Source organism: Actinoplanes sp. NPDC051859 (assembly GCF_044452725.1).
Classification (GTDB): domain Bacteria; phylum Actinomycetota; class Actinomycetes; order Mycobacteriales; family Micromonosporaceae; genus Actinoplanes.
On record NZ_JBITBX010000006.1, the window covers coordinates 139,491 to 165,423 of the forward strand.

A 25,933-nucleotide genomic window follows, 5' to 3' on the forward strand; every position below is an offset into this window, starting at 1 on the left:
ATTGTCGCTCGTCGATGCCGGGGTGGTGCAGTGAGGGTCCGAACCCTCTGACACCCCCGGAGGTCGTTCAATGAGACGACGTGTCACCGGCCTGGTCGCGGCAGCAACCGCCGGCCTGGCCCTGATCGCCGCTTCCGCCACCGCCCAGCCCGCGACCGCGGTGCTTCGCGCCGACAGCTCGGCCCAGTACGAGATCCACGACGTGCGTACCCTGGCGCAGCGCAACACGATCGCCAGCACCGGTGTCGCCATCGACGCTGTGGACCACGCGGTTGTCGAGGTCACCGCGACGCTCGGTGAGGTCAAGACGTTGCGGGCGCTCGGCTTCACGGTCAACAAGATCGAGGCGCCGGACCTGGCCCCCGGCGTGTCCATCCAGGACTTTCCGTCCCGGGACCAGGCCTACCACAATTACGCCGAGATGGTCGCCGACGTCGACGCGCTGGTCGCTCGGTATCCGAGCATCGCCAGCAAGCGGGTGCTCGGCAAGACGTACCAGAACCGGGACATTGTCGCTGTGAAGATCTCCGACAATGTCGGCACGGACGAGAACGAGCCCGAGGTGCTCTACGACGCCAACCACCACGCACGCGAGCACCTGACCGTGGAGATGGCGCTCTACATTGCACACCTGTACGCGGACAACTATGCGAGCGACGCCCGGATCCGCAACGTGGTGGACAGCCGTGAACTCTGGATCATCCCGTCGGTCAACCCGGACGGCGCGGAGTACGACATCGCGACCGGCAGTTACCGCTCGTGGCGCAAGAACCGCCAGCCCAACACCGGTTCTTCGTACGTCGGCACCGACCTCAACCGCAACTACTCCTACAAGTGGGGTTGTTGTGGCGGTTCCTCGGGCAACCCGGGCTCGGACACCTATCGTGGGCCGTCCGCGTTCTCGGCCCCGGAGACCCGCGTGATCCGCGACTTCGTCACCAGTCGGATCGTCGGTGGCGTCCAGCAGATCAAGGCCGCGTTGGACTTCCACTCGTACTCGGAGCTGGTCCTGTGGCCGTTCGGGCACACCACGGCGAACACCACGACCGGCATGAACGCCGATCAGAACAACACATTTGCCACGCTGGGCCGGCAGATGGCCGCTACCAACGGCTACACCCCGCAGCAGTCCAGCGACCTCTACGTCACCGATGGCGACTCGCTGGACTACCTGTGGGGTACGCACCGGATCTTCGCGTACACCTTCGAGCTGTACCCGCGCAGTTCGCTGAGCGGCGGTTTCTATCCGCCCGGCAGCGTCATCAACCGGGAGACGGCGCGCAACCGTGAGGCGGTGCTGATGCTCGCCGAGGTGGCGGACTGCCCCTACAAGGTGATCGGCAAGGAGTCCACCTACTGCTGACCCGTGCCGGCGAACCACCTGCCGCGGCCCGCCAGCCGCGTCAGGTGGTTTCGCTTTGGTGCGGGCGGTGACCCGCAGTGACGATCTGTCGACAGTGGGCAAGTCTGCGCAGCGCCGCGAGGCGACGGCGTTCGCGACTGGATCGCCGTGTGTATCGTGCCACGGCAGGAGCGGCACGGTAGGGCCGCCTTCCGCGGGGACCGTAAGTCTTTCGAAAGTGACTCCATGCGCCTGTCAATTGTCGTTCCGTGCTTCAACGAGCAAGACGTCATCGAGCTCTTCGATGAACGCATCCGCGCGACGCTGGACGACCTGGGCGTGGAGTACGAGCTGTGTTATGTCGACGACGGCAGCTCCGACGCGACGCTGGACCGGTTGCGGGCCCTGGCGGAGAGCCACGAGGGCACCCGTTTCGTGTCGTTCAGCCGCAACTTCGGCAAGGAAGCGGGCATGCTGGCCGGCCTCCGGGAGGCCACCGGCGACGCCGTCGTGCTGATGGACGCCGACCTCCAGCACCCGCCGCAGCTGATCCAGCGGATGCTCGAGCTCTACCACCAGGGCCACGACCAGGTGGTGGCGCGGCGGACCCGTGAAGGCGACCGGTTCGTGCGCAGCCTGCTGAGCCGAATGTACTACCGACTCATCAACAGGATGGTCGATGTCGAGCTGACCGACGGTGTCGGCGATTTCCGGTTGCTCTCCCGTCCTGCGGTCGACGCTCTGCTGTCACTGCCGGAGTACAACCGCTTCTCCAAGGGTCTGTTCTCCTGGATCGGCTTCAACACGGTGACCTTCGACTACCGCAACGTCGCGCGGGAGGCCGGCGCGACGAAGTGGCGGTTCGGCGCCCTCCTCAACTACGGCATCGACGGCCTGATCTCGTTCAACAACCGCCCGCTGCGACTGGGCATCTACATCGGCTTCGTCCTGGCCGCGCTCGCCGGCCTCTACGCCGCCTGGATCACGGTGGCCGCGGTCGCCGGCGGGATCGAGACGCCCGGCTATGTGACCTTGCTGGTGGCTATCGTGGGTCTCGGCGGGCTGCACATGGCCATGCTGGGGTTGGTCGGCGAGTACATCGGACGCATTTACTACGAGTCGAAGCGGCGCCCGCACTTCCTGATCAAGGAGACGAACGTGCCCCGCGAAGCCTTCCGGGGGCAGGGCGCGGGCAGCCTCGCGTTCGTCTCGCAGCGGGCGACGGCCCCGCAAGGGCCGAAGAGCGACAGCCGGGTAGCCACCCTGGGGCGGGCTCGCTGATGCCGGTCCAGCTGGCTCAGCTGATCAAGTTCGCCGTGGTCGGTGTGATCAACACCGGGACCTTCTACGCGCTCTACCTCGCGCTGCACTCCTGGCTGCCCTACTACCCGGCGTTCGTGATCGCGTTCCTGATCAGCATGGTGGGCTCCTTCTTCCTCAACACCTACGTCACGTACCGCACCCGGCCGACCTGGCGGAAGTTCCTGCTGTTCCCGCTGACCAACCTGACGAACTTCGTGGTCACGTCGGTCGGCGTCTTCGTGCTGGTCGAGTGGTTCGGAGTCAACGAGCGGATCGCTCCGCTGGCCGCCGCCATGGCCGCGATCCCGGTGACCTTCCTGCTGTCCCGGCGCATCCTGACGCACCGGGATGCCGCCGAGGTGCCGCACCAGCGGGACCACTCCGACGGTCTCGTCCCGGGTCCCGACCCCGTACGCTGATCAGGCCCCGACGCTGACGCTCTGCTCGTCCGCTGCGGTGTCGTGCCCGGGCCGCCGTTGCCCCGGCATCTCGGGGCCGGCAGCAGCGGTTGTCCACCGCCGCCCGAACCGGTTCAGCAACAGGGCCGCCAGCAGCAATGCGAGCGCCGCCCCACTGACGATCAGGCCCATGCGCAAGCCCGGCGGCTGGTAGGAACAGTCCAGCCGGGAGGCTCCGCGGGTCAGCGGCACGCTCATGAATCCGTGGAAGGACGTCGGCGTGACGGCACTGCCGCCGTCAACCGAGCAGCTCCAGCCCTCGACGGCGGTGACCGCCAACACGGCCGTCCCGGTGCTGCCGGCAGGCAGGTCCGCGCTGATCGTGTGCCCGCCCGCCGCGACCCGGGTCGCACCGGTCGCGCGCAGCCGAGCCACGGCAGCCGTCAATTTGCCGCGATCGAGACAACCCAGTACGCCGGCCGGCACCTCCTGGGCCGTGCGCCAGGAACTCATCTCGAGTCGCACCACTCCCGAGGCGGGCACGATGCCGAGCGACTGCAGGGGATTGCTGTTCATCGACTGGGTGCCGTCGAATTTGGCATCGCCCTTCGGCCCCTTGACCCAACCGGCGAACCATCTCGCGTAGAAGAACGCCTCGCTGCCGGGCGCGCAGCGGGCCGACAGCACCGTACGGCGCTCTCCCTTGTTGACGACCGGGATCTGCCAGCCGCCCGGGGTCCGCACGGAGACCGGCCCGTCGGTGTGCCGCAATTCGGGTATGTCGTACACGGAGGCGCCCAGCAGCGCCTGTTGTCGGGCGAAAACGGAATCTCCGACCGCGTCGCTCGCCGTGCCGGCGGGACGCACCGTGACCAGGGGCGCGGCGGGGTCGCCGGGCATCAGGGTGTAGCCCTGCGGTCCCGATGAGCGTTCGAGATAGCCGCCCACACCCATGAGCGCGCGGGTGACTGGATCCTCCGGGCTGTGGATGTGCCGTCCGTTCATGGTCCAGCTGATGCCGAGTCCTTGGAGCGCCTCGGCGGTCACCGCGGGCAGGTAACTGCTGTAGTAGCGGGAGCCCTCAGCGCGAAGCAGCGCGGGATCGTTGTTGGCGAACCGGTGCGGCCCGGTCTCGGTCCGCTGCTGCGGCCACTGGCGTGACTTCTGCACGTCGGCGAACGCCGCGCGGGTCGACGCCTCGGTCATGCTCGGCAACGGGTTGAAGAACGGGATGTCGGCGCGGATCGCATCCGGCACGTACGCGGAATAGGCCGTGCCGAGAAAGACGCCGACTGTGCAGAGCACTGCCGCTGTGGCCCGGGACCAGGCGGTCAGCCGTGGCCGGTCCGCCCGCCGCCAGTGCAGCAGGAGCAGCGCGATTATCAGCACCGGGCCACCCACCAGCACGGTGAGCCAGGTGCCTTCCCGGACCGAGCCCTGGTTCTGGCAGAGCAGCAGGATGGCCCCGGTGAGGCCGCCGCCGGCGAGTACAGCGACGGGGCCCGGCCGCCGGGCGAGGGACAGCCAGGCGATCATGACGAGCAGGCCGGAGACGGCGAAAGCGGCTCGGAAGGGACTGCCGTTGGGCAGGGCGAACCCGTGCCATAGCAGGACGCCGGGCTCGAAGAGCTGGGACACGGTGACCAGCACCAGAAGAGCCAGCCAGGCCGTTCGCTCCTGCCACGTGACCTTGCGGTGGAACGGGAAGGCCGCGACCAGGAGCAGGCCCAGGATGCCGATGAAGAAGTTCGGCATGCTCTGGTCGGCACGGCCGCCTGGGAGGAGCTGAGCGAGCACCGCGAGAGCATCGGGTGTGCCCCGGAAGGACGCCGGTGGCGGCGGCTGGGAACCCTTGCTGGCCAGCATGCCGACGGTGAGCACGGGCGCGGTGAGCAGCACCCCGGTCACGGTCATGAGTCCCGCGCGGAACAGGATGCGGAGCCGGTCCGTCAGCGGGTCGTCGGCGAGGATCAGCCGCACCAGCAGCACCGCCACGGCGGCGATCGTTGCCATGGCCGCGGTGTAGAAGTTGCCGGCCCAGGCGAGTGCCACTAGGAGGCTCCCCACCACCCAGTTGCGTCCCTTCAGGCACCGGTCCATCGCGAGGAGGATGAGCGGCAGGCCGACAATGCCCCACATCCACATGGGGTCGTAGGTGCCGTCGTTGACCACCCAGGCGGACAGTCCATAGCCGACGCTGAGCAGCGCCCGGCCCCACGGCGAACCGGGCTGCAAGCGGCCGAGGAAGACAGTCATGAGCGCGGTGCCGAGGCCGATGCTGAACAGCGTCACCAGAAAGACCGGTAGGTCGATCATGTCCCGGGGGAAGATCCCGACCAGCCAGGAGAACGGGTTGCCGAGGTAGGTGAAGAACTCGCCGAGGAACGGCACGCCGTAGCCGCTGCTCCAACTGAACAGCAGGTCCCCGCTGGCCTCGCCGTGCTCCAGATCCCAGAGAACGGCGTGGAAGGGGATGAACTGGTTGGCCAGATCGTTCACGGCCCGCGACTCGGAACCGAACGGGTACGTGTTGCGGGCGTACAGCGCGACGCAGTAGGCGGCCATGGCCAGGACCGCACCGAAGGCGGCCGCGCATCCTTCGGACTTTCGCACAGACCAGCCGCGGCCTGCGCGTGCGACGTCCATGGATTCGGTGCGCGACAAAGCCACTCCCCCGCGTGGTGCTGTCCAGCTTCTAGGTGCGCCGCGACCCTACTTCATACCCGCCACCGCCTCGCGGCCCAAAGCTGCCGCTGTTTGCCGGCTCACGTCGGAGGTTGCCGGGCGGTCATGCCGCGCCATTTCGGGCGCGCCGGAAGATCGCGGCAGGGTGCTCCGAAACGGGCGGGAGGCGGCGTCTGCTGAACGGGCTGCGGGGGCGTGGGATAGCGTCAACCTGACCGCGTAGCAGCGAAGTCGGTGTGATTCCGGCGCTGTCCCGCAACTGTGAAGTCCTCTTCCCGGGCGAAGCCAGGTCGCCTGCGCGTCGGTCGCGATTCCGCGCTCTCGTTGGAAGAGCGCCTCGCCTGCCGAGCCCGGCCGGCGATGCCCGGCAGGAGGTTTGGATGAGACGGCTTTTGACGGCTGCTATCGCGGCTACCGCTCTGATGCTCGGCGGCTGCGGTGGCAGCGGCACCGAGACGGGTGCGGACACCAAGCCCACGGCGAGTGCGGGTGCCGCGGCTGGCACCTTCCCCGCGACAGCGGGTGGGGTGACGCTGGACAAGCGGCCTGAGAAGATCGTTTCGCTGGCGCCGACCGCGACCGAGATGCTGTTCGCGATCGATGCGGGCAAGCAGGTCGCGGCCGTCGATGACCAGTCCAACTACCCGGCGGACGCCCCGAAGTCGGACTTGTCCGGCTTCAAGCCGAACGCCGAAGCGATCGCGGCTAAGAACCCGGATCTGGTGGTGCTCTCCGACGACCTGAACAAGATCGTGGAGCAGCTGACCAAGCTGAAGATCCCGGTGCTGGTGACGCCCGCGGCGAAGACGCTGGACGACTCGTACCGGCAGATCACTGAGCTGGGCACGCTGACCGGGCACCCGGCCGAGGCGACGGCGCTGGTCGAGCAGATGAAGACGCAGATCGACAAGATCGTCAAGAGCGTGCCGGCGCGCACCGCGGAGCTGACCTACTACTACGAGTTGGACCCGACGTTCTTCACCGTGACGTCGAAAACTTTCGTGGGCTCGGTCTTCACCATGTTCGGCCTGAAGAACGTCGCCGACGGCGCCAAGACCGACTACCCGCAGCTCTCCCAGGAAGCGTTGATCGCCGCCGACCCGGACATGGTGTTCCTGGCGGACAGCAAGTGCTGCGCGCAGTCGCCGGACACCGTGGCCAAGCGCAAGGGCTGGGCCGGGATCGCCGCGGTGAAGAACAAGCAGGTCGTGGCCCTGGACGACGACATCGCCTCGCGCTGGGGGCCGCGCGTCGTGGACCTCGTGCAGTCCGTAGCGGACGCGGTCGCCAAGGCTCCGTAACCAATGCCGGCAACCTCCCGCGTGCCGGTCCGGCCCGCCGGCCTGCGGGCCGGCTGGCTGGTCGGGGGCATCGTCGCCGTGGCGGTCGCCCTGGTCGTGGGGGTCGCGATCGGGCCGGTCGTGCTGCCGCCTGCCGCAGTCGCGGCCGAGCTGCTCAACCTGATTCCCGGGGTACGCCTGGACAGTGGTCTCACCGAGCGCGAAGTCGCGATCATCACCGAGCTACGCCTGCCGCGGGTCGTCCTCGGGCTCCTGGTCGGCGCGCTGCTGGCGCTGGCCGGTGCCGCCTACCAGGGGGTCTTCCGCAATCCGTTGGCCGACCCGCACCTGCTCGGCGTCGCGGCCGGCGCCGGGCTGGGGGTCACCGCGGTCATCGCCTTCCGCGGCGGCACCGGTGACGTCACCGCCAACCTGCCGATGGGTGTGCCACTGGCGGCCTTCATTGGTGCGGTGGCGGCGGTGGCGCTGACCTGGCTGCTGGGGGCTTCCGGCGGGCGCGCGCGTACCCCATCGAGTTTGATTTTGTCCGGGGTGGCCGTTTCCGCGTTCCTGGCGGCCGGTCAGACGTTCCTCATGCAGCGGCACACCGAGTCGCTGCGCGAGGTGTACGCGTGGCTGCTCGGCCGGCTCGCCACCGCCGGCTGGCACGATGTGCTGGTCGTGCTGCCGTACGCCGTCGTGACGGGGGTGATCGTGCTCATCCACCGCCGCGAGCTGGACGTCCTGACGGTCGGCGACGAGGAAGCCACCAGCCTGGGGCTGCATCCACAGCGCAGCCGCTATCTGCTGGTGATCGCCGCGTCGCTGGGCACAGCGGCGGCCGTGTCCGTCTCCGGGCTGATCGGTTTTGTCGGCATCATCGTGCCGCACACGCTGCGGCTGCTCGCCGGGCCGAGCTACCGGTCGATCCTGCCGCTGGCGCTGCTCTATGGCGGAGCGTTTCTGGCGCTGACCGATCTGGTGGCGCGGACCGTGGCAGCCCCGGCCGAAATCCCCATCGGTGTGGTGACCGCGTTCTTCGGAGCGCCGTTCTTCGCCATCGTCCTGCGCCGGACCCAGACATGATCGCGGTGCGGGACCTGCGGATCCGGCTCGGCGGTGCGCTGATCGTCGACGGTGTGGACCTCGACGTCGCTGACGGCGAATGGGTCACCGTCATCGGCCCGAACGGCGCCGGCAAGTCGACAGTGCTGCGGGCAGTCGGCGGCCTCGTCGGTTATGACGGCTCGATCCTGCTCGACGGCACCGCCCTGGACCAGCTGTCCCGCCGCGAACGGGCGCGGGCCCTCGCCACGGTGGCCCAGTCGCCGATCGTGCCGTCGGGCATGCTGGTCTTCGACTATGTGCTGTTGGGCCGCAGCCCGCACATCCCGCCGTTGGGCCGCGAGTCGGCGTCCGATCTGGCCCAGGTCTACGAGGTGCTGGCCGCGCTCGACCTGGAACCGTTCGCCGGCCGCCGGCTGGACACGCTCTCCGGCGGCGAACGGCAACGCGTCTTCCTGGCGCGCGCCCTGGCCCAGGAGGCGCGCATCCTGCTGCTGGACGAGCCGACCAGTGCGCTGGACATCGGGCACCAGCAGGAGGTGCTCGAACTGGTCGACCGGCTACGCGCGGAACGTGGCCTGACCGTGTTGGCTACCATGCACGACCTGACCTCGGCCGGTGAATACGCCGACCGGATGGTCCTGTTGGCCGGCGGCAAGGTCGTCGCCAAAGGCACCGCCCGTGAAGTGCTGACCGCGGAGTTGCTAGCCCAGCACTACCTGGCCCGGGTACGCGTCATCGACGGCGAGCATGGCCCCCTCGTCGTGCCGGTCAGGAACTAGCGCTCTGCAGGAGGGCGAAGGCGCCGCCCTGCGGGTCCTCGAGCAGCGCGCAGCGGCCGATCGGCAGGCTCGCCGGCGCTCGGAGCACGCGGCCACCCAGCGAACCGGCGTACCCGGCGGCCTCGGCGCAGTCGATCACCGAGAAATAGACCATCCAGTGTGGTGGCAGGTCCGCCGGCCAGGACCCGTCCAGCACCCGCATCCCCGCCACGATCTCCCCGCCCAACTCCCAAGCCAGGTACGGCCGGCCACCCACCGAGATCTCCCGACCCAGCCACCCGAACACCGCCCCGTAGAACGCCGCGGCCCGCTCCGCGTCCCGGGTTGCCAACTCGTTCCAGGTCAACGCGCCAGGCACGTCGAACACCTCGGCCCCGCGCATGCTCCCCGGCTGCCACACACTGAACGGCGCGCCGCCCGGGTCGAGGAACGCGGCCATCCGGCCCTGGTACATCACGTCGAACGGCGCGACCAACACCTTGCCGCCGGCGGCCTCCACCCGGTCCGCCACGGCGTCGGCGTCGTCCGTCGCCACGTACGTGCTCCACGCGGTCGGCTGCCCCTTGCCGAACAACGGCCCCGCTCCCGCCGCGGCGTGGCCGTCCAGGCGGAAGGTGGTGTAGCCGCCGTACTCGTCGCCGGAAACGTCGGCCTCCCAGCCGAACAGTTCGGTGTAGAAGCGGGTCGCGTCCGGCAGATCAGCGGTAGCCAGGTCGATCCAGGTCGGCACCCCAGGACTGGGCTGGATCATGACTGCTCCTCGCATTCGCGGCAGACGACCGACCCATCGTTGCACCGCGATACGCCGCGGGCGGGCGGTCAGTCGGAAGTTCAACCGAACCGCCGACGACCCACCCGCCTGTCGGATTGATCCACCTTCGTCTATTCGGTGCGCAGCGGTTCAGGCAGCGGCGCCGCGTGAATGACCGACAGCCGGGACACGGCGCGGGTCAACACCACATAGAGGCGGTGCAGTCCGCGCGGCTCGGCGGCAACGATCTCCGCGGGTTCCACGACGATCACGTGGTCGTACTCGAGTCCCTTGACGATCGTGGCCGGCACGACGGTGACCCGCGCCTCGGAGTCGACGTCGCCGGGCGTCGCGGCCGTGAGGCCGGCCGCGGTGAGGTGGCCGCGCAGCCGGTCCACCGCGGCGTCCGCCGCGATCACGGCGACCGAGCCCTCATGCTCCAGCGCCGCGGTCACCTCGACCAACGTCGCGGCATCAACCTCGCCGGGGTCGGTCAGCGCGACCACCGCCAGGTCGCCGTCCCGCCGCAAGGAAACCGCCTCGGGTACGTCCACAGCCAGCGCCGGAAGCAACCGGTTCGCCAGCGCGACCACCACCGCGGGTACGCGGAAGCCAACGGTGAGTGGCACCACGGCCGCATCCGGCTTACCAAGGTGTGCCAGCGTGTCCTGCCATTGCGCGGCGGCCCACGGCGCGGTGCCCTGGGCAAGGTCGCCGAGCAGCGTGATCGAGCCGTGCTCGCTGCGCCGTGCGATCGCGCGGGCCTGCATGGGGGAGAGGTCCTGTGCCTCGTCGACCACCACGTGCCCGAAGCTGGCCGCACGCTCCAACAGCCCCGCGGCCTCGTCCAGCAGCATCAGGTCCGCGGCGCTGAACCGCGCTGATTTCGGCGTTTTTGGCGCTTTCGCCCACCGCAGGGTGGCCTGCTCCTCGGCGGTGAGGATGCCCTCGGCAGCGGTGGACAGCAGCGCCTCGTCGGTCAGCAGTGCGACGACCAGGGCTTCCGGCGTGACTGCGGGCCACGCCGCGTCGAGGAACTCCCGGACCGGCGCCACCTTCGCCATCTTGCGCAGCCAGCCCTCGCCCGGCGAGTTCCCGGTCCGATATTCCGACTGCCGCTGCAACAGCCCCACCACCCGCGCCAGCACCCGCTCGCGACCGACGGCATACGGCAGGTCCTCGCGCCGAGCCTCGTCAACGATCCGGCGCAGCGGCTCGGCGTCGATCCGCCACCGGTAGGACCCGTCCGACACCATGATCGGCTCGGTCGGCTCGACCAGTCGCCCCCACAGCGCCCGGCGCAGCACCTCGGCAAGCCGCACGTCATGCTTCAGCAGGGCGGCCGCGTCGCCGTCACTTCCCTTGACGGGTACGCGCGCAACCAGGTCATCCACCGTGGACTGCTGCACCTCCACCTCGCCCAGCGCCGGTAGCACCGCCGAGATGTAGGAGAGGAACGCGGCGTTCGGGCCGACGATCAGCACTCCGGAGCGCCGCAGCCGTTCGCGGTGCACGTAGAGCAGGTAGGCGGCCCGGTGCAGGCCCACCGCGGTCTTTCCCGTACCCGGGGCGCCCTGGACGCAGATCGAATCCTCCAGCTCGGCCCGGACCAGTTCGTCCTGCTCCGGCTGGATGGTGGCGACGATGTCCCGCATCGGCCCGACGCGCGGCCGCTCGATTTCCGCGGTCAGAATCCGGCTGCTCGTGCCCAACTCCTCGCCGCGGTCCAGATGCTCGTCCTCGAAGCTGGTCAGCTCCCCCTTGACGAAGCCGAACCGGCGCCGCGTGGACACTCCCTGCGGATCCCGCACGCTGGCCCGATAGAACGACTGCGACAGCGGCGCCCGCCAGTCGAGCACCATCGGCTCCCCGGCATCATCGGTCACATGCCGCCGCCCGATGTGGTACGCGATCTGGTCGCCCGCGATCCGATGCTCGGTGTCCCCGGCTCGGCCCTGCGGTTTGCTGCCTGCGCCGGCGCTATCGGCGTGGACGTTGAGCGCTTGGCCTTGCGGTTTGCCGGCGGCGTCGGCGCCATGGGCTTGGACGTCGAGCTTGCCGAAGAACAGCGGGGTGTTCGGATCGTCGGCCAGCTCGGCGACCCGGCGGGACAGCGCCCGGCCGAGCGTCTCGGCGGCGAACGCGTCCCCGGCGACGTCGGAGGACGAGGAGAAGAGCGATTCGGCCCGGCCGCGCATCCGGCGCAGTGCGTCCCGCGAGGCGGCGAGATGCCGCCGCTCCGCGGCCAGGTCGTCATCGAGGTCGATAGGGGCAGGCAGCGTCATCCGAAGGACCTTCCGGCGTCGGTGTGTGCGTGAGCTGACCTGGGCCGCCCGGCGCTCCAGCAGGATGCGGTGTCGGCAGTGCCCGGTTAGGGAATGCGCGCGGTCCCCGCGGGCGAGCCCACCAGGGTACGCCCCGCCGACCCTGCTCACGACCCATTTAGCGACTCTCCGTCGGCTGAGCACTGCGCATCGAACGTGAGATAGCTCGCTCCGGCTCGCTCGAGACGCCGTACGGGATGCCTGCCGGAGATAGCGTCGGTGGTATGAGCGACGTCGCCGTGCAGCGCCCCCGGGTGGGACACATCCAGTTCCTCAACTGCTTGCCCATCTACTGGGGGCTCATGCGGTCCGGTGCGCTGCTCGACGTCGACCTGTACAAGGACACCCCGGACCGGCTGAACGCCGCGCTGGTCGCCGGGGATCTGGACATCGGCCCGATCTCCCTCGTCGAATACCTGCGGCATGCCGACGACCTGCTGCTGCTGCCCGATCTAGCGGTCGGCAGCGACGGCCCCGTGTTGTCGGTGCACCTGGTCTCCACCCGACCGCCCGCCGAGCTCGACGGCCGCCCCGTGGCGTTGGGCTCGACGTCCCGCACCGGCGTGCTGCTGGCCCAGATGCTGCTCGCCGAGCGCTACGGCGCCAACCCCGAATACTTCCGCTGCCCGCCGGAGCTCAACCAGATGCTCTTGGAAGCCGACGCCGCCGTGCTCATCGGCGACCCGGCCTTGCGTGCCCTCTACGAGGCGCCGGCGCTGGGGCTCGAGGTCACCGACCTGGCCGAGGCGTGGAAGGAATGGACCGGCCTGCCGATGGTTTTCGCGGTCTGGGCGGTCCGCAAGGAGTTCGCCGCCGCGCAGCCGGGCATGGTCAAGGAGGTGCACGAGGCGTTCCTGCGCTCCCGCGACCTCTGCCTCAACGAGCTGGACGCGGTCGCCGAGTCGGCTGCCCGCTGGGAGCCGTTCGACGCCGCGACCCTCGCCACCTACTTCCGCGCCCTCGACTTCTCGCTGGGGGAGCGGCAGATCGCCGGGGTGCGGGAGTTCGCCCGGCGTGCCGCCGAACGGGGCGAAGCCCCGCCCCTGACGGCAGACGGCCCGATCTTCGCTCAGCTCTGACGCTGCCAAGTCGGCGTCACCAGTGAACTGTCCACATCTGCTACATCTCGTACCCCCGTTTGGGCCATCGTGTTGCTCAAGTCGCCACGAAGCCCATCCAGCAGATCACGCACACCCTCCGCCCCGCCCGCGGCGAGCGCCCACAACGCTGGCCGTCCGAGCAGCACGGCCCGGGCCCCCAACGCGAGCGCGGTGAACACATCCGAGCCGTCCCGGATACCGCCGTCGACCAGCACCGGAACCTGCCCACCGACCGCCGCGACCACCGCCGGAAGAGCCCGCGCCGAGGCGACCACCCGGTCCTGTTGCCGCCCGCCGTGGTTGGACACGATCACCCCAGCCGCTCCCGCCGCCACGCAAGCAAGCGCATCTTCCGGCCGTAACACCCCTTTGACGAGTACGGGAAGGCCCGAGATCTCCGCCAGCCACCCGATCGCTGCCACCCCGAGCGCAGGATCCTGCCGCTGCCCGAGCGGCCGATTCTCCGGCGCGGCTGCCCCAGCCTGTGGAACCGCACTCCGGTGCACGTACGGGGCATCCGCGGTGAGCACGATCGCCCGAGCCCCGCGTGCGGCAGCATCGCGCACCTGCGCCTCGGTCAACGACCGGTCCCGCAACACATATGCCTGGAACCACCAACGATCCGACTCGATCGGCAGACCCGCCCGCGATGACTGCACCAACAGCGACCCGGCCGCCGCCACACCCCGCGCAGTCGCCACCTCACCCTCCGGATGCGCGAGCGTGTGTAACGCGGTCGGCCCCACCAGCACCGGCGCGGCGAGCGTCGTGCCGAACAGCGTGATCTCGGTACTGACGCTCGACACGTCCCGGAACAGACGAGGGACGAACCGCCATCCCCGCCAGGCGGCCGTCGCCTCATCCCGGCTGATCCCCGCACCCGCCGCGCCGTAGTAGTAGTCGAACACGTCCGGCGGCAGCACCGACCGCGCTCGTCGTTCCAGCTCGGCCACCGACACCTCGGGTTGCCCGGCCGTCATCGCCTTCCCGGGTCCGATCAGTTGCACCTCGGTCCGGTCCGTTTGCGCGCCTGACCGGTATGCCGCTCCCTGCTGGGTCATCGACACATGTGGCCGGTCGAGCTCGCCATCTACCTGTCCCATCGCCTCTCCCACCGACAACCGCCGGGGTCCCTAGTTGCTCAGCGCTGCCTGTTGTTCAGCGCAGGATCTCCTCGAGAGCCGCGATGTCCTCGACGGTCAGGGACCAGGTGCCCGCTGTCGCGTTGGCGTGGACCTGTTCCGGGCTGGTGGCGCCGGCGATCACGCTGGTGACGGCGGGTCGCGCGGCAAGGCCGGCGATAGCGACGTCGAGCAGCGAGCGGTCGCGTTCCTTGCCGAAGGCGGTCAAGGCTTCGATCGTGTCCCAGTCGGCGCCGTCGAGCCACCGTTGGTAACGCTCGAGGGATAGCCGGGTGCCCTCGGGCGGCTGCTGTCCGCGGTGGTACTTGCCGGTGAGTAGGCCGCTGTTCAGCGGGAAGAATGGCAGGAGCCCGAGTCCAAACTGCTCGCAGGCGGGCACCACCTCGGCCTCCGCCTCCCGGTGGAGCAGGCTGTATTGGTTTTGGGCGCTGATGAAGGGCGCGTAGCCGGCGGTGCGGGCGGTCCAGTCGGCGTCGGCGATCTGCCAGCCGGCGAAGTTGGAGTTGCCCAGGTAGCGCACCTTGCCGCTGCGAACCAGGTCATCGAGTGCTGAAAGGGTCTCGTCGATCGGGGTGGCCGCATCGGGCTCGTGCAGCTGGTAGAGGTCGATGTAGTCGGTGCCGAGCCGACGCAGCGACGCCTCGACCGCCCGCACGAGGTAGCGCCGGGAGCCGCGTGCGCCCCAGTCGTTGCCGTTCAGGCCCTCCATGTCCATGCCGAACTTGGTGGCGAGCACGACCTCGTCCCGGCGGCCCTGGAGGGCGGCACCGAGGCACTCTTCCGAGCTGCCGTGCGGGGTGCCGTAGATGTCGGCGGTGTCAAAGAGGGTGATGCCGACGTCAAAGGCTGCGTCAACGACGGCGCGGGTCTCAGCCAGGTCCAGCTTGCGGCCGAAATTGTTGCAGCCGATCCCGACGACGGAGACGACCAGCCCGGAGGTGCCGAGTCGGCGGTAGCTCATCTCGCTCATGGTCACGACCCTATGCCGCTCCGGTCCGCGGCTGCGGCAGGCCTGTGGATAGTCAATTTAGTGACCAGCTTGAAACATCACCGGTTGTCTATTGACGCACAGACGTAACCATCTGATGCTGTGAGAGCGCTCTCTCGCGCATCGTCCCCCACCTCGTACTCCGCCGAAATCCCCCGAGGAGTCTTCGTGCGTACCAGGAGAAAGCTGTTACGAGCGCTAGCCGCCATGCTGGTCACGGTCCCGATGGCCGTCTCGGCCGCCGCACCTGCCCAGGCTGTCGGTCCAGCCCTGCTGCCCGTCACCGTCACGAACAACACCGGTCGCGGCGAGGCCGTTCATCTGTATGTCATCGGCATCAACCTGAACACCAACCGCCTCGGGTACGTCACCCAGAACGGCACCTTCCACCCGTGGCCCGCCGGACAGCTCCCCCCGTCCCCAGCCCCCGACGCGTCCATCCCCGGCGCCGGCAACGGCGGCGCGACGACGATCCAATTCCCGCGCGGCTTCTCCGGGCGCGTCTACTTCTCCCTCGGGGCGAAGCTGAAGTTCTTCCTCACCCCGGATGGTCTGGTCCAGCCCGCGCCGTGGGCGGCAGGCGACGCCAACCGCGACATCCTGTTCGACTGGAGTGAGTTCACCTACAACGATGCCGGCCTGTGGTTGAACAGTTCCCAGGTCGACATGTTCGCCGTCCCGCACGCCGTGACGGTGACCGGAGCAAACGGCGTCACGACGAAAACCGGCGAACCGGTGAACAACGGTCGCAACGCGGTGATCAACGGCATTACATCCCAGCCCGGCTGGGCGAACACCGTCCACACAAGATCCGACGGAACCGTGCTGCGCGTCCTGGCCCCGGGCAAAGCCGCGGGTGCCGGCCTGATGAGCGCCACATATCTCGATTCCTACATCGCTGCGGCCTGGAACGCGTACACCACCAAGACCCTGACGGTGGTGCCGTTCACCGATCAACCCAACACCAGATACTTTGGGCGTACGTCCGGAACGGTCCTGCATTTCACCAACTCGGCGGGGCAACGGGTGGCTTCCTTCAACCGCCCCTCGTCGGCGTCGGTCTGGGGCTGCGACGGCGACCTGCCAGCGCCGAACGACCTGGTGGTAGGCCCCATCTCGCGCACCCTCTGCGCCGCCCTGAACCGTGGCACCCTGGGCACGATCGACACCCAGCCCAGCACAAATGCCGCGCAGTTCTATCAGAACAATCCGACGAATCAGTACGCCAAAATCATTCACCAGAACATGGCGGACGGCCGGGCGTACGCATTCGCCTTCGACGACGTCGGTGCTTTCGAATCCCTCGTCCACAGCGGCGATCCCCGCTCTGCCGGCCTGATCCTCACACCCTTCGACGCGGGCGGACCCAATCCCGGCCCGGGCGCAGCGCCGGTAGTCAGCGACTGGAACGGCAAGTGCGTCGACGTCCCGAGCAGCAACTTCGTCGACCGCGCACCGCTGCAGGCCTGGACCTGCAACGGTTCCGGCGCCCAAAAATGGACCCCCAGCAACGGTACGTGGCAAGCCGGCGGCAAATGCATGGACGTAGCGGCCGGCTCCACCGCCAACGGCGCCGCGGTGCAGCTCTACACCTGCAACGGCAGCGCCGCCCAGCAGTTCGTTCTCTCCGGTGCTGGTGATTTGGTCAACCCTCAGGCCAACAAGTGCGTCGACATCAAGGACTGGAACCCGGCTGACGGCGCCCGCCTGCAGCTCTGGGAATGTGCCGGCACCGCCAACCAAAAATGGCACAAAGGCTGAGCTGGAACTCCAGGGCTGTGTCCCTTCCAGAGCGGGAAGGGACACGGCCTCCGCCTACCCACTGGCTGGCGGTGCTGCACAGCGCGGTGTCCAGCGTGCGTGGATTGAGCACGCTTGCACAGCCGCCCATCAGCAGCCCGGGGAGGAAGGGCACAATCGCCTGCACCGCCAATCACCGGGAGCACGGTGGATTGCCGGAGCGATCCGGTCCGCACGACACTTGCGCACTAGCGCTGGAAAACCTTGCGTCCCGTCGCACCCTTCGGCGCCACCAACAAATCTCCCGGCGCAAACGGCAAATGGATGGCTGCCGGCCAACGAATGGATGAGCTGCTGCCGCGACCGCCATGTGATGGGGGTCGCCCGGGTGATGGGGGACCGCCGGGTGATGGGACAGCCCCGAGCTAGGGAAAGGGCGCCGGGTGAGAGCTGACGGTACAGCCGTCGCGGCGACCAAGGCTGCGGCTGAGGAGAGCACCGTGTCCGGCGCGGGATCGCCCGGACGCACGGCGTTTCCGTGCGCCTGAACTGCACCGAGACCCAGCACGTGAGGTGCGTCCCCCGGGGTGTGGGACCCCGTCCGGTGACGGGACCGCCTAGTGGCGATGGGGCCGGCCCCGTGTGAGAGGGCGTCCGAGGTGAGGGCCGCACGGGGTAGTGCCCGCCCGAGCCGGCTGGTGATCACCTGGAATGACCACGTGGGTCAAGGGCCGCCCGGGTGATGCGCCGCCTGGAGGGTGAGGGCCGCCCGGGGTGATGCCCCGCCCGGAGAGTGCGGGCCGCCCGGGGTGATGCGCCGCCTGGAGGGTGCGGGCCGCCCGGGGTGAGGGACAGGCACCCAGGGCTGAGGAGCGAAGCTCCCGGGGCGAGGGAACAGGGGTTTGGGGGCGAGGGGACAGGCGCGCAGGGCAGACGGGACAGTCGCACAGAGGTGGGATGTTCGACGCTCCAGGATGCGGGGGCAGCCACTCGGGTGGGAAGTAGACCCGCGGGGGTGGGCGTCGAACCGGCGAGGGGCGGAACACCTGGGTGCGGAACACCTGGGTGCGGAACACCTGGGTGCGGAACAGCTAGGTGCGGGGCGGACGGGTTAGGCGGGCGGGTTGGCGAGGTCTCGGTAAGCCGGGCGGAGGATGTCGGCGAGGGGGATGTGGCGCACTCGGACGGGGGGTGGGTCGAGGACGCGGAGGAGGAGTTCGGGGGGTGCGGTCAGGCGGGGTGGGCGGTCTCGGAGGCGACTTAGCGGCGTGGCGGGGGTGTAGAAGTCGGTGAGGCGGGTGTCGAGGGCGACTTCGTCGATGGCCAGGGGGTCGTCGGCGGTGTCGGGTGCTTCGGGGATGCCGCGGAGGGCGGTGAGGAGGTCGTCGCGGATTCGGCCGCGCCAGGCGAGGACCAGGAAGGGGTCGTCGTCGAAGGCTTCGGCCAGGACGTAGAGGATCGCCGAGACGTGCTTGCAGGGGATGCCCCAGTCGGGGCAGGTGCAGCGCATGTCGAGTGTGGACGGAAAGAGTGGCATGTCGAGCTCGTCGAAGAGCGTCACGATCTCGTGGGGCATGTCGCCGGCGAGGAGGGCGGCCCGATACAGCGCTTGGGCGCCGAGCGCGGCCAATGCCGTTGTCCATTGTGCTTCGTCGTACGCGGGGATGGTGATGGTGACCTGGTAGGGATCAGGTCGGGAGCCTTGCACTCGGCCGGTCACCGAGCCGGAGCTGATTTCGAAGTCGATGACCTGGCCTTTGCGGGCGTACGCGCGTCCGCGGGCGAGTCGGCCGGGTGCGCAGGTGCGCTCCAGGATGTCGACGAAGCGACGGGACCACCATTGCTCGCCGATTTTGCCGCGTTGGGCGCGGACCGTCAGCCCGCCGTCGACGCGGATGGGTCCTGTGGAGTCGAACCAGCGGCCGTCCGGGTCGACCGGCATGTCAGCTCACCGCCAGCGGGTCGAGGGCGAACAACTCGCGGAGTTGGTCTGTGGAGAGGTCGGTGACCCAGTCTTCGCCGGTGCCGACCACTGTGGAGGCTAGTGCCTTCTTGCGTTCGATCATGGCGTCGATTTTCTCTTCGAGTGTGCCGGCGCAGATGAACTTGCGCACTTGCACGTTGCGCGACTGTCCGATGCGGAATGCGCGGTCGGTGGCCTGATCCTCGACGGCGGGGTTCCACCAGCGGTCGACGTGGATGACGTGGTTGGCGGCGGTGAGGTTGAGCCCGGTGCCGGCTGCTTTCAGGGAGAGCAGGAACAGCATGGGTTCGGGGTCGGACTGGAATCGTTCGACCAGCTCGTCACGCTTGGGTTTGGACAGTCCACCATGGAGCCAGAGAACTGGACGGTCCAGGTGCGCAGCTAGGTAAGGCTGGAGCATCGTGCCGAACTCGGCGTACTGGGTGAAGATCAGCGCTTTGTCGCCCTCCGCGATGACCTCTTCGGTGATCTCTTCGAGTCGTGCGAGCTTGCCGGAGCGGCCGGGCAGGCGGGAACCGTCCTTGAGTAAGTGTGCTGGGTGGTTGCAGACTTGCTTCAGCTTGGTCATTGCCGCAATCACGTTGCCGCGCCGCTGCATTCCCTCGGTGCTTTCGATGACCGCCATCATGTCCTCGACGACCGCCTGATAGAGGGTGGCCTGTTCGGCGGTGAGGGTGCACCACACTTTCATCTCGTTCTTCTCCGGCAAATCACTGATGATCGACTTGTCGGTTTTGAGGCGCCGCAACACGAACGGGCCGGTAGCCCGCTTCAGTGCGGCTGTCGCGTCGGCGTCGCCGCGCACTTCGATGGGCTCCTGGAAGCGCTTGCGGAACCGCTTTGCCGGGCCGAGTAGCCCCGGGTTGGCGAACTCCATGATGGACCAGAGCTCGGCGAGGTGGTTTTCGACGGGAGTGCCGGTCAGGGCGAGGCGGGTGCGAGCGGGAATCGCGCGCACTGCCTGGGCTTGCCGGGTGCCGCTGTTCTTGATTGCTTGAGCCTCATCGCACACCACTCGTCCCCAGTGGACGCTCCGCAGATTGCCGAGATCCCGTAACGCTGTGCCATAGGTGGTAATGACCACATCGGACTCGCGGACAGCGAGGAGGAACTCGGCATCCCGCTTTCGGGTGCCGCCGTGGTGGACGTAGACCCGCAGTCGGGGGGCGAAGCGGGCCGCTTCTTTCTGCCAGTTGCTGACTAGCGACATGGGGCAAATCAGCAGTGTCGGTGCCGGCGTCTGGCCGCCCGTGCGTTCGGTGAGCAGCAGCGAGAGTGTCTGCGCGGTCTTTCCCAGCCCCATATCGTCGGCCAGGATGCCACCCAGGCCCAGCCGGCCCAGGAAGAAGAGCCAGGACAAACCCCGTTCCTGGTACGGCCGAAGCATCCCCTGGAAGTCCGCGGGCGTCGGCATCGGGGTGAGCCGCTGCGCCGCTTCCCCGGAAATGAGGTCACCCAGCCGCCCGTCGGCATCCACGTCGACCAGAGGCAGGTCATCCTCGCCGCCGTCAACGACCTGTTGCAGCACTTCGCCCATGGTGAGCTCGCCCTCGCGGCGCTTGCTCACCGCTTTGAGGGCCGCCTTGAGTTGTCGCTCGTCCAGCTCGACCCACTGGCCGCGCACCCGGACCAGCGGCACCTTGAGGCGGGCCAGCTCGGCCAGTTCCTCCGGGCTGACGGTGCCTTCGCCGATGACCAGGTCGATGCGGAAGTCGACGAGCTCCTCGAGGCCGAAACCCGACTCGGCGGCGGCTTTGCCGGACGGGGTGGTGCTTTTGGCCCGGGTGGTGAGTTTGAGGCCGACCGCCTTGCGTCCCGCCCAGGCCGGCAGTTGGACGCCGAAGCCGGCCGCCTGCAGGAGTGGCGCCGCCTGCCGCAGGAACTCGTGAGCTTCCGCGGTGCTGAGCGTCATGCCATCCGGCTGGGCGTCGAGCAGTGCCTCGTGCAGGGCGGGGAAGAGCCGAACCGCGCGGCCCAGCCCGGCGAGGAGGGTTTCGTCGGCCTGGCCGGTGAGCCCGGGCATGCGGCTGCCGGACCACAGCTCTTCCGCCGGCAGATAGAGGCTCGGGTCGTCGGCTGACTGCAGTGCGAAGCCGAGTGCCCAGTCGTCTTCACCCGGCGCCGGCTCGACCAGGCGGAAGCTGACCCGGACCGGTCCGTTCGCCTCGTGCGCGGCGCGCAGCCAGGCCTCGAGGGGCTTGGCCAGCTCGGCCGCGTCGGTGGCGCTGGCTCCCGGCAGAGCGGCGTCGGCCGAGGTCAGGGCGGAGATCCACCGGTCGGGGAGCGGGGTCCTGAGCCCTGGGCGGGCACCGAGCAAGAGGCGCTCGGGCAGGATCGCGCGGGCGGCGGAGTCGACGAGCGCGTGCAGTGCGTCGCGCAGGGTGCGGGCTGCCCCGGCGTCCGGCTCGGCCGCCGCCCGACAGACGGGCGGCATCGCCTCGGCGAACTCCCGGAAGGCTGCCGCGTCGGCACCGGTCAGCACCGGCCGCCAGCGTGCGGCGTGCCCGCCCGCTTCGCGCACGAGCTGTGGCAGCATGCGGCCACGGCGGGCCAGGTCGCACGCGTGGCCGGCGAGGAGGCAGAGATAGCGCAGCGATGCGGCTGCTGCCCAGGGGCCGTCCGGGTCGGGGTCGCCGAGCGCTCCGAGCGCGACGAGGGCATGGTCGCCCGGCACGGCCACAGCGGGTGTCTCCCAGGACGACAACCGCAACCCTCGCGGTGGGGCTTCGCTGCCGGTCTCGGGCGACGGCAGCGGTCCCTTCGGCGTGCCGGGCAGCCGCAGTGCGAGGGAGGTGTCGTCCGCCTTGGCGAGCGCGTCGCGGACATCGTCGGCGGACCCGGCCAGTGTGGTCGCGAGCGAGGCCGCCGACGCGGCGAAGGGGTGCGGACGGCGCCGCGCGCGGGAGGCCGCGGTCAGCGGCAGGGTCGGATCCTCCGCCCAGAGAACCAGCCGTCCCGGTGCGGACTCACCAGCGACCCAGACCCCATGTACGACGAGCAAGGCGACTCCGATTCCGATCGACCCATCGAGGTTAACGACCCGGCCGGTGAATCACGGCGTGGCCCACTCGACGAGCTCGTAGGCGATGCCGTTCGGGTCGGTGACCATGAAGAGCCGCTCGCCCCAGGCCTCTTCGCGAGGCGGAAGGGTGATCGGGGCGCCCCCGGCTTGCAGGCGCTCGTGTTCCGCGGAGAGGTCGTCCACCACGAACGCGATGATCGTGCCGCTGGCGGTCTGCTGCCGGAGCTCCACGGGCAGCACCTCGAGGCCACGGCGCAGGAAGCAGATGTCCATCGCGGCGTCGTCGTGACTGAGGGCCGCGAAGCCGTCGGCGGACATCCGCTCGGTGAAGCCGAAGTGGGTGGCGAGAAACTTGCTGGAGGCGGGGACGTCGTCGACGGTGAGTGAGACGACGGAAGAAGAGATGCGCATGGTGTCTCCCGAATTAGTAGAACGCCGTATAAGATACACCGTACAAGAAAGGGGTGCCACCCCGTGGCGGAGGCGCGACGCACGATCGACCTGTTGTGGTTCGAGGAGCCGCAGAGCCGGCGTGGGCGCCGGAAAGGGTTATCGCTGGTCCAGGTGGTGGACGCGGCGATCGCGTTGGCCGACGCCGAGGGGCTTGACGCGGTCAGCATGCGGCGGGTGGCCCAGGAGCTCGGCGTGGTGCCGATGACGCTGTACACGTACGTACCGGACAAGGCGGCCCTTCTTGATCTGATGCTGGATGCGCTCTATCTGCGGATGCCGCGCTCGGACGGGGGTGGGCCGGGCTGGCGGGAGCGGGTCGGTGCGGTCGCCGCGGAGAACCGGCGGCTTTACGACGACCATGCGTGGGCGGCGGAGATCTCGGCGAGCCGGCCGCCGCTCGGGCCGGGGCTGATGGCGAAATACGAGCACGAGCTGCGGGCATTCGCGGATTGCGGACTTGACGACGTGGAAACCGACTCCGCGCTGACCTTCGTCCTGGGCTTCGTGCAGCACTCATCCCGGGCCGCCGCGGCGGCGCGCGCGGTCGCAGAACGCACCGATCAGACCGATGCCGAGTGGTGGGAGGAGAGCGGGCCGCTGCTAGAAAAGGTCTTTGACCAGCACAAATATCCGATCGCCGTGCGGGTCGGGGCGGCGGCGGGAGCCGAGCTGGGTGCGGCGTTCGATGCCGAGCATGCGTACGCCTTCGGCCTGGAGCGGGTCCTCGACGGCTTGGGCGTCATGATCGAAGCCCGGCGCGAGCAGTGACCCGCGCCGCTGACCATGGCTGCCCGGGCGACGTAGGCTTCGGAGCGTGACGGTGAACGCGGAGATCGACAGCATTCTGCGGCGAGGTGCCGACGGCGGGCGGATCACGCCCGAGGAGGCCCTGCTGCTCTACACCGACGCGCCCTTCCACGCCCTGGGCGAGGCGGCGGACGCTGTGCGGCGGCGACGGTTCCCCGAGGGCATCGTCACCTACCTGATCGATCGCAACATCAACTACACGAACGTCTGCGTCACCGCGTGCAAGTTCTGCGCCTTCTATCGGGCGCCGAAGCACAAGGAGGGCTGGTCGCACCCGATGGAGGAGATCCTCCATCGGTGTGGTGAGGCCGTCGACCTCGGCGCCACCCAAGTGATGCTGCAGGGCGGGCACCACCCCGACTACGGCGTCGAGTACTACGAGAATCTGTTCTCGTCGGTCAAGACCGCCTACCCGCAGCTGGCGATCCACTCGATCGGCCCGAGCGAGATCCTGCACATGGCCAAGGTCTCCGACGTCTCCATCGAGGAGGCGGTCGTGCGGATCAAGGCCGCGGGGCTGGACTCCATCGCCGGCGCCGGCGCCGAGATGCTGCCGGAGCGCCCGCGCAAGGCCATCGCCCCGCTCAAGGAGTCGGGTGCGCGCTGGCTGGAGGTCATGGCGGTCGCTCACCGCAACGGGCTGAGCTCCACCGCCACCATGATGATGGGTACGGGCGAAACCAACGCCGAACGCATCGAGCACATCCGGATGATCCGCGAGGTGCAGGACCTCGCCGTCGCCAACGGGTACGTGGACTCGCCCGTCGAAGCGGACGGCGGTGTCGGCGGCTTCCGGGCCTTCATCCCGTGGACCTATCAGCCGGAGAACAACCACCTCAAGGGCCGCACCCAGGCGACCACCATGGAATACCTGCGCTTCATCGCGGTATCCCGGCTGTTCTTCGACAACATCGCCCACCTGCAGGCCTCGTGGCTGACCACGGGCAAGGACGTGGGCCAGCTGTCGCTCCATCTCGGTGTGGACGACCTCGGCTCGATCATGCTCGAGGAGAACGTCATCTCCTCGGCTGGCGCCCGGCACCGGTCCAACCTGCATGAGCTGATCTGGATGATCCGGACGGCCGGCCGCATCCCAGCCCAGCGCGACACTCTCTACCAGCACCTGGCCGTGCACCACACCGAGGCCGACGACCCCACCGACGAGCGGGTGGTGTCGCACTTCTCGTCGATCGCGCTGCCCGAGGGTGGCCGCAAGAACCTGCCGCTGGTCGAGGCAAACTGAGGCGAGGCCGACTGAGGGGTGTCGATGGGCCGTCCGGCAGTCCGGATCGGCCGATCGGTCAGCGGTGGGTCGGTGGTCCGAACAGGGGCGGATTGCTCCTCGGTAACGAGCTGCGCGTGTCTCTGTGCGGCCGGTGTTCGCGCTGGTTACGGTGCTTTCGTAACACCCGGTAGCACGAGCAGTACTCAAGCGTCGCCGAAGGCTATTGACCGCCGGCGGTGGGTTCGGACCCGACCGATGGCGGTCGTATATATAACGCACGACGAACGGGCGGGATGGGTCACCATCCCGCCCGTTCTGTATGCCCGCCATGTCACAGTGGCAGCGTGACGCGCGCAGACCTGGACAAGCAGCCGCACGAGGTCGCCGAGATGTTCGACGGCGTGGCCGAGCGGTACGACCTCACCAACACCGTGCTGTCCTTCGGGCAGGACCGGGGCTGGCGCCGGGCAACCCGCGCTGCGCTGGGCCTGCGTCCGGGGGAGCGGGTGCTGGACGTCGGTGCCGGCACCGGCGTCTCGACCGAGGAGCTGAACCGCTCCGGGGCGTTCGCGGTCGGCGCAGATCTTTCGACCGGCATGTTGCAGGCCGGGCGCCGGGTTCGCCCAGCTGTGCCGCTGGTGGCCGGGGATGCGTTGAAGCTGCCGTTCGCCGACGAGGCCTTCGACGCGGTGACGATCTCGTTTGCCCTGCGCAATGTGGTCGACACCGAGGCGGCGCTGCGCGAGTTGGCTCGGGTCACCCGCCGGGGCGGGCGCCTGGTGGTGTGCGAGTTCAGCAGTCCGACGAATGCGGCGTTCCGCACTGTCTACATGTCGTATCTGATGCGGAGTCTGCCGACGGTGGCGCGCGGCGTTTCCAGCAACCCTGATGCGTACGTGTATCTGGCGGAGTCGATCCGGGCCTGGCCGGACCAGGCGGAGCTGGCTGCCCGCATCGCGGATGCCGGCCCGTGGGACCGGGTGGCCTGGCGCAATCTGAGCGGCGGAATCGTGGCGCTGCACCGCGCCACCAAGAGCTAGGCCGCGCCGCCAGAGCGGGAAAGTCTGGGCTCCGAAAAGCTGCGGCATAGAGGAAATGCCAAGCAAGGGGTGAAAATCGCTGTTCGCCCGATTTCGTCATTCCCGGGGTGTTAGCTAGGACTATGACGACTATCGACCTTTTCGTCGACGACTCGGACATCGATGTCGCGATCGACGACCGGGACGAGGGCGAACGGCGCGCGCTGGAGCTGGCTCAGCGCATCCGCGCGGTCGCCGCCTACGACCCGGGACAAGCGCAACGGCTGGTGGATGAGCTGATCGTCCAACTGGACCGGGCAATGGGCGGTACGTTTCGGGAATACCTGGACGGTGTCACGCGAGAGGTCGCTGATCGGGCGCTCCGCGAGGCGGGCAGCGAAAGTTCGGCAGTAATTCCGAAGCCGGCAAATAGTTAGGGTTCCCTAACCCTAATCCGCTTCAATGCCGGTCTTAGACTCCGGACTGGGCTGGCTTGTGAACTGTTTCACGAGCCCGCGCGAGAC

General features: G+C 68.9%; 19 protein-coding genes, 1 pseudogene and 1 riboswitch. Of the genes and pseudogenes, 12 read left to right on the forward strand and 8 right to left on the reverse strand.

The window, feature by feature from the left end; translation table 11 throughout:
• Positions 1 to 70 precede the first annotated feature (70 nt).
• From ACIA1L_RS17365 to ACIA1L_RS17375, 3 genes and pseudogenes are all read left to right on the forward strand, one after another.
• A pseudogene (locus ACIA1L_RS17365) lies at positions 71 to 1,360 on the forward strand (M14 family metallopeptidase); the annotation flags it as partial.
• A 228-nt stretch (positions 1,361 to 1,588) separates the two neighbouring features.
• The gene (locus ACIA1L_RS17370) at positions 1,589 to 2,623 is read left to right on the forward strand and encodes a glycosyltransferase family 2 protein (protein ID WP_396073725.1); all 1,035 of its coding nucleotides are present in this window, start codon (positions 1,589 to 1,591) and stop codon (positions 2,621 to 2,623) included.
• On the forward strand, positions 2,623 to 3,063 hold the full coding sequence (locus ACIA1L_RS17375) for a GtrA family protein (RefSeq protein WP_396073726.1): 441 nt from the start codon (positions 2,623 to 2,625) through the stop codon (positions 3,061 to 3,063). Before ACIA1L_RS17370 ends, ACIA1L_RS17375 begins: the two co-directional genes overlap by 1 nt.
• Here the strand turns inward: ACIA1L_RS17375 and ACIA1L_RS17380 are convergent, their stop codons facing one another.
• Positions 3,064 to 5,607, reverse strand: coding sequence for a YfhO family protein (locus tag ACIA1L_RS17380; RefSeq protein WP_396073727.1), 2,544 nt, complete (start codon positions 5,605 to 5,607; stop codon positions 3,064 to 3,066).
• Between the two features lie 291 nt (positions 5,608 to 5,898).
• Positions 5,899 to 6,041, forward strand: a riboswitch (cobalamin riboswitch).
• A gap of 66 nt (positions 6,042 to 6,107) precedes the next feature.
• Here ACIA1L_RS17380 and ACIA1L_RS17385 point away from each other — a divergent pair.
• Genes ACIA1L_RS17385 through ACIA1L_RS17395 form a run of 3 tightly spaced genes read left to right on the forward strand, consistent with a single transcriptional unit; the run spans position 6,108 to position 8,854 of the window.
• Positions 6,108 to 7,028 carry an ABC transporter substrate-binding protein gene (locus tag ACIA1L_RS17385; protein WP_396073728.1) on the forward strand — a complete coding sequence of 307 codons (921 nt, stop codon included), beginning with the start codon at positions 6,108 to 6,110 and terminating at the stop codon, positions 7,026 to 7,028.
• A 3-nt stretch (positions 7,029 to 7,031) separates the two neighbouring features.
• Entirely contained in the window at positions 7,032 to 8,093 is a 1,062-nt protein-coding gene (locus ACIA1L_RS17390) for a FecCD family ABC transporter permease (RefSeq protein ID WP_396073729.1), read from the forward strand.
• Positions 8,090 to 8,854 (forward strand): ABC transporter ATP-binding protein, encoded by a 765-nt coding sequence (locus ACIA1L_RS17395; RefSeq protein WP_396073730.1) that lies wholly within the window; start codon positions 8,090 to 8,092, stop codon positions 8,852 to 8,854. Before ACIA1L_RS17390 ends, ACIA1L_RS17395 begins: the two co-directional genes overlap by 4 nt.
• Here ACIA1L_RS17395 and ACIA1L_RS17400 read toward each other — a convergent pair.
• Together ACIA1L_RS17400 and ACIA1L_RS17405 are read right to left on the reverse strand one after the other, a co-directional pair.
• Positions 8,844 to 9,605 carry a VOC family protein gene (locus ACIA1L_RS17400; RefSeq protein ID WP_396073731.1) on the reverse strand — a complete coding sequence of 254 codons (762 nt, stop codon included), beginning with the start codon at positions 9,603 to 9,605 and terminating at the stop codon, positions 8,844 to 8,846. The genes ACIA1L_RS17395 and ACIA1L_RS17400 overlap by 11 nt on opposite strands.
• A 131-nt stretch (positions 9,606 to 9,736) precedes the next feature.
• Positions 9,737 to 11,890, reverse strand: coding sequence for a HelD family protein (locus tag ACIA1L_RS17405; RefSeq protein WP_396073732.1), 2,154 nt, complete (start codon positions 11,888 to 11,890; stop codon positions 9,737 to 9,739).
• 263 nt (positions 11,891 to 12,153) lie between these two features.
• On the opposite strand from ACIA1L_RS17405, the gene ACIA1L_RS17410 reads away from it, so the two are divergent.
• Positions 12,154 to 13,008, forward strand: coding sequence for a menaquinone biosynthetic enzyme MqnA/MqnD family protein (locus ACIA1L_RS17410; RefSeq protein ID WP_396073733.1), 855 nt, complete (start codon positions 12,154 to 12,156; stop codon positions 13,006 to 13,008).
• Here the strand turns inward: ACIA1L_RS17410 and ACIA1L_RS17415 are convergent.
• Together ACIA1L_RS17415 and ACIA1L_RS17420 are read right to left on the reverse strand one after the other, a co-directional pair.
• Positions 12,999 to 14,132 (reverse strand): alpha-hydroxy-acid oxidizing protein, encoded by a 1,134-nt coding sequence (locus ACIA1L_RS17415; RefSeq protein WP_396073734.1) that lies wholly within the window; start codon positions 14,130 to 14,132, stop codon positions 12,999 to 13,001. The two genes, ACIA1L_RS17410 and ACIA1L_RS17415, sit on opposite strands and share 10 nt — an antisense overlap.
• 55 nt (positions 14,133 to 14,187) lie before the next feature.
• Positions 14,188 to 15,141, reverse strand: coding sequence for an aldo/keto reductase (locus ACIA1L_RS17420; RefSeq protein ID WP_396073735.1), 954 nt, complete (start codon positions 15,139 to 15,141; stop codon positions 14,188 to 14,190).
• A gap of 186 nt (positions 15,142 to 15,327) precedes the next feature.
• Between ACIA1L_RS17420 and ACIA1L_RS17425 the strand changes: the two genes are divergently transcribed.
• Positions 15,328 to 16,920: a beta-1,3-glucanase family protein gene (locus tag ACIA1L_RS17425; RefSeq protein ID WP_396073736.1), complete on the forward strand. Its 1,593-nt coding sequence runs from the start codon at positions 15,328 to 15,330 to the stop codon at positions 16,918 to 16,920.
• Between the two features lie 1,090 nt (positions 16,921 to 18,010).
• On the opposite strand, the gene ACIA1L_RS17430 is transcribed toward ACIA1L_RS17425, so the two are convergent.
• From ACIA1L_RS17430 to ACIA1L_RS17440, 3 genes are read right to left on the reverse strand one after another with little or no spacing between them, the layout of a single operon-like run.
• Entirely contained in the window at positions 18,011 to 18,841 is an 831-nt protein-coding gene (locus ACIA1L_RS17430; RefSeq protein ID WP_396073737.1) for an SWIM zinc finger family protein, read from the reverse strand.
• Between the two features lies 1 nt (position 18,842).
• Positions 18,843 to 21,884 (reverse strand): SNF2-related protein, encoded by a 3,042-nt coding sequence (locus tag ACIA1L_RS17435; protein ID WP_396073738.1) that lies wholly within the window; start codon positions 21,882 to 21,884, stop codon positions 18,843 to 18,845.
• 51 nt (positions 21,885 to 21,935) lie between these two features.
• A complete protein-coding gene (locus ACIA1L_RS17440) occupies positions 21,936 to 22,316 on the reverse strand; it encodes a VOC family protein (RefSeq protein ID WP_396073739.1) in 381 nt (126 codons plus the stop codon).
• Between the two features lie 63 nt (positions 22,317 to 22,379).
• Between ACIA1L_RS17440 and ACIA1L_RS17445 the strand changes: the two genes are divergently transcribed.
• The 4 genes from ACIA1L_RS17445 (at position 22,380) to ACIA1L_RS17460 (ending at position 25,846) form a co-directional block, all read left to right on the forward strand.
• Entirely contained in the window at positions 22,380 to 23,126 is a 747-nt protein-coding gene (locus ACIA1L_RS17445; RefSeq protein WP_396073740.1) for a TetR/AcrR family transcriptional regulator, read from the forward strand.
• Between the two features lie 46 nt (positions 23,127 to 23,172).
• Positions 23,173 to 24,408, forward strand: coding sequence for a cyclic dehypoxanthinyl futalosine synthase (gene mqnC / locus ACIA1L_RS17450; RefSeq protein ID WP_396073741.1), 1,236 nt, complete (start codon positions 23,173 to 23,175; stop codon positions 24,406 to 24,408).
• 326 nt (positions 24,409 to 24,734) lie between these two features.
• Positions 24,735 to 25,430, forward strand: a complete 696-nt coding sequence (locus tag ACIA1L_RS17455) for a demethylmenaquinone methyltransferase (RefSeq protein ID WP_396073742.1) — start codon at positions 24,735 to 24,737, stop codon at positions 25,428 to 25,430.
• 122 nt (positions 25,431 to 25,552) lie between these two features.
• A complete protein-coding gene (locus tag ACIA1L_RS17460) occupies positions 25,553 to 25,846 on the forward strand; it encodes a hypothetical protein (protein WP_396073743.1) in 294 nt (97 codons plus the stop codon).
• The last annotated feature ends 87 nt before the right edge of the window (positions 25,847 to 25,933 follow it).